The organism is Streptomyces sp. XM83C (assembly GCF_023072675.1).
GTDB classification, from domain to species: Bacteria; Actinomycetota; Actinomycetes; order Streptomycetales; family Streptomycetaceae; genus Streptomyces; species Streptomyces thermocoprophilus.
Window position 1 is genome coordinate 1 of record NZ_JALLGL010000454.1, and the last position, 3,490, is coordinate 3,490.

At 74.8% G+C, this 3,490-nt stretch carries 3 protein-coding genes and 1 pseudogene; 1 reads left to right on the plus strand and 3 read right to left on the minus strand.

All coding sequences use genetic code 11. The annotated features are described in order from the left end of the window. Window positions 1-142: 142 nt before the first annotated feature. The gene (locus MTQ10_RS29060) at window positions 143-1,354 is read right to left on the minus strand and encodes a flavin-containing monooxygenase (RefSeq protein WP_247473371.1); all 1,212 of its coding nucleotides are present in this window, start codon (window positions 1,352-1,354) and stop codon (window positions 143-145) included. A 229-nt stretch (window positions 1,355-1,583) separates the two neighbouring features. Between MTQ10_RS29060 and MTQ10_RS29065 the strand changes: the two genes are divergently transcribed. Then, complete coding sequence (locus tag MTQ10_RS29065; RefSeq protein ID WP_247473372.1) at window positions 1,584-2,186, plus strand: GNAT family N-acetyltransferase; 603 nt, start codon at window positions 1,584-1,586, stop codon at window positions 2,184-2,186. Window positions 2,187-2,258: 72 nt separating this feature from the next. Here MTQ10_RS29065 and MTQ10_RS29070 read toward each other — a convergent pair whose 3' ends face one another. Together MTQ10_RS29070 and MTQ10_RS29075 are read right to left on the minus strand one after the other, a co-directional pair. Then, a complete protein-coding gene (locus tag MTQ10_RS29070; protein ID WP_247473373.1) occupies window positions 2,259-2,927 on the minus strand; it encodes a pyridoxine/pyridoxamine 5'-phosphate oxidase in 669 nt (222 codons plus the stop codon). Between the two features lie 122 nt (window positions 2,928-3,049). Next, window positions 3,050-3,397 (minus strand): annotated as a pseudogene (locus MTQ10_RS29075) (LysE family translocator); the annotation flags it as partial. Between the last annotated feature and the right edge of the window lie 93 nt (window positions 3,398-3,490).

Consider the following 3,490-nt stretch of genomic DNA (forward strand, 5'->3'; position numbering starts at 1 on the left):
GCGGCGGTCCGGGGCCGGTCCGTACGGCGGTTCGCGGGCGTTCCGTACGGCGGCCCCGGGGCGTTCGTACGGCGGCCCGGGGCGCTTCCCACGGTGGTCAGGGCCGTTCCGTACGGCGCTCCCCTCCCTGCGGCGGCCGGGGTCAGGACGGCAGGCGCGACACCCGGCCCTCGGCGTGGGCCGCGATCGCCTTGGCGATCTTCACGGCGTCCAGCGCCATCTCCCGGAACATGCCGCTGATCGGGTTGGTGAACCCCTGGAAGTACAGCCCCGGCGCGTCCTTCGGCGAGCGCGCCCCGTGCACCACGGGTCTGCCCCGGCCGTCCAGCACCCCCAGATGGCCGACGAGGCCCTCCAGCGCCCGTACGTACCCCGTGGCCGCGATCACCGCGTCCGGCTCGATCCGCTTGCCGTCGGCGAGGACGACCTCGCCCCCGTCGAACGAGTCCACGGCGGCCACGATCTCCACCCGGCCCGCGCGCACCGCGTCGATCAGCCCCACGTCCTGCACCGGGATCGCACCCTCGGTGACCCGGCTGTACAGGCCGGTGTCCGGGCGGGGCAGGCCGTGCGCGGACAGGTCGGGCACGCTCAGCCGCGCGACCGGCCGCGCCAGCCGGTCGACCAGCGGCACCGGCAGCCGCCGCACCAGAATGCCGGTGTACTGGGCGGCCCAGCCCGCCGTCGAACGGCGCACGATGTGCGGTGCCGTCCGCACCGCCAGCCGCACCCGGGCCGCGCCGCCCTCCACCAGGTCCACGGCGATCTCGGCGCCCGTGTTGCCGACGCCGACGACCAGGACGTCACGGCCCTCGTACGGCTTCGCGTTGCGGTAGGCGGAGGCATGCAGGAACTCGCCGGTGAAGCCGTCCCGGCCGGGCCAGTCGGGGACGCGCGGCGTGTGGTTGTGCCCCGTGGCCACCACCACCGCGGCGCCGGACAGCTGCCGGCCGCCGGAGGCGTGCAGCAGCCAGCCCGTGCCGTCGGGGGAGCGGTCCACGCGGGACACCTCCACGCCGGTCACGATCTCCAGCTCGTGATGCTCGGCGTACTTCTCCAGATAGCGCACGACGTCGTCGCGGGAGACCCAGCGGCCGAAGCGGCGCGGCATCGGCAGCCCGGGCAGCGCGGAGAGCCGGCGGGTGGTGTGCAGATGCAGCCGGTCGTAGTGCCGCCGCCACGAGGCGCCCACCCGGTCCGCCTTCTCCAGCACGACGGCACGCAGCCCCCGCTCCCGCAGCGCGTGCGCGGCGGCCAGCCCTCCCGGCCCTCCGCCTATGACATAGACGGGACGGTCGGCGGGCTGCGCTGCGGCGGGGTGTGCCGGGGTCGCGGACGGTGTGGAGTCGGCCATGAGCGCGAGCGTAATCACCCACCAGGTTGATGGGTATCGGTCAAGACCGGAATTGGTTGCGGATGGATCACGGGTGGGGGACGCGGGGCCCGGGACTGCTCGTTCCTGTCGCCGGCCTATGGCGTGAGTCTGCCGGCGTGGGCTTGCGTTCGAGGGCTTCTGTCGCGTCACCGGTCCCTTCGAACAGAATGCCTGGGACGCCTTGTGATCATCGGTGTTCAATGAGCCCATGACCGAGCCGTCGCCCCGCCCGATCCCCGTCACCGACATCCGCGGACACGGCCTGCGGCTTTGCCCGTGGGACCCCGAAGCGGACACCGACGCCGAAACCTATCTGCGCGGATGCGGCGACCCCGAGTTCCGCCGCTGGAACACCCCGCTCCTCCCCATCACCGACCTGGAGTCCGCACGCGCCGCCCTGCGCACCCGCGCCGCAGCCGTCCACGACGGCACCGGAGTGTCGTACCGCGTGGAGGACGCCCGGACCGGCACACCCCTCGGGCACATCGGCGTCACCGACATCGACTTCGCGGTGCGGGTCGGCCGCGTCGGCTACTGGGTGCTGCCCGAGGCCCGCGGCCGGGGCGTCGCCACCCGCGCCCTGCTGCTCGCCGCCGACTGGGCGTTCGGCGAACTCGGCCTGCACCGGCTCGAACTGGACCATGCCGTCGGCCACGCGGTGTCCTGCAAGGTCGCCGAGCGGTGCGGGTTCCGCTACGAGGGGACGATGCGCGGCGCCCTCTTCGAGGCGGAGCGACGCGACGCCTTCCGTGACGCGCACCTGCACGCACGGCTGGCCACGGACCGGGTGGAGTCCGCGCCCGGAGGGTGAGACCGGCGCACTCGGGAAGGGCCCGTCAGCGGGCTTTCGAGGGGTGAGCCGGGAGCCCACGGGACCGCCCCGTCACGGCCACAGCAGCCCCTTCGTCCACCCGCCGTCGCCGTCCCTGCGGTACGTCAGCCGTACGTGCCTGCGGGCCGCGTCCCCCTGGAAGAACTCGGCCTCCTCCGGACGCACCCGGTACAGCGTCCACGTCGGCGCCTCCGCGTCCGGCTCACGGCGGGCCCGCTCCCAGGCCGCCTCGGACGCCTGCCGCAACTCCTCCAGCGAGACCAGCGGTTCGCTCTGCCGGCCGGTCAGCGCGGCGGCCAGCGCTCCCGTCGACCTGGCCCGCAGATCCGCCCGCGCCTGCTCGCCAGGCGCCGGCTCGACCGGGCCCCGCACGCGCACCTGCCGCCCCAGCACCGGCCAGTAGAAATGCAGGGCCGCGTACGGCCGTACCGCCAGCTGGTGGCCCTTGCGGCTGCCGGCGTGCGTGGCGAACGCCCAGCCGTCCGCGTCCGCGCCGTGCAGCATCACCGTCCGCACGTCCGGCCGGCCCTCCGCGTCGGCGGTGGCCAGCGCCATCGTGTGCGGCTCCGGCTGCCCGGCCGCCACAGCCGCCGCGAACCACTCCACGAACAGCGCGACCGGGTCCCCCGGCGCGGCCTCCGGGTCGAACCCCGGCAGGGACGTCACCTCCGGGTCCCACACGCGCAGGGACCTCAGCAGCTGGTGCAGATCGGCGCTCATGCCCCGATTCTGCGGTACGGCGCTCCGGTCCCGGGGGCCGCCTCGGACCGAAGGGCCCGCCCGCGCCGACAGGTACAGTGCGCGGGCTCCGCGGGTGCGGCAGGCGCGCCGGGCGCCGCCCCTCACAACGTCGCCAGCCGCTCCACCAGCAGCAGCGCCCCGATCCCCAGCATCGCCGCCCCCGACGTACGGGTCACCGCGCGGGCGGCGGTCGGGCGGGCGGACAGCAGCACACGGGCCAGCAGGCCGACCGTGAGATACACGACCGCACAGCACGCCATGTGCAGCACACCGAGCACGCCCGTCTGCACCGGCACCGGCAGCCGCTCCCCGTGCAGCGTCAGGAACTGCGGCAGCACCGACAGATACAGCAGCAGCCCCTTCGGATTCAGCCCGCTGATCGCCGCGCCCCGCAGGAACACCCGGGAGCCGTCCGCGGCGGGTGTCTCACCCGCCCCCGGCACGCCCGGCGGCGCCGAGGCGTGGCCTCAGCTGACCGCCGCGTAGTTCTCGTACACCCGGTCGTCTTCGAGGGGCATGATGCCCGCACCGCGCTCGTACTC

Bases quoted from the DNA above. Each gene is read 5' to 3' on its own strand.
- MTQ10_RS29060 (WP_247473371.1), bottom strand. From the start codon at position 1,354: ATGGCCGACTCCACACCGTCCGCGACCCCGGCACACCCCGCCGCAGCG.
- MTQ10_RS29065 (WP_247473372.1), top strand. From the start codon at position 1,584: ATGACCGAGCCGTCGCCCCGCCCGATCCCCGTCACCGACATCCGCGGA.
- MTQ10_RS29070 (WP_247473373.1), bottom strand. From the start codon at position 2,927: ATGAGCGCCGATCTGCACCAGCTGCTGAGGTCCCTGCGCGTGTGGGAC.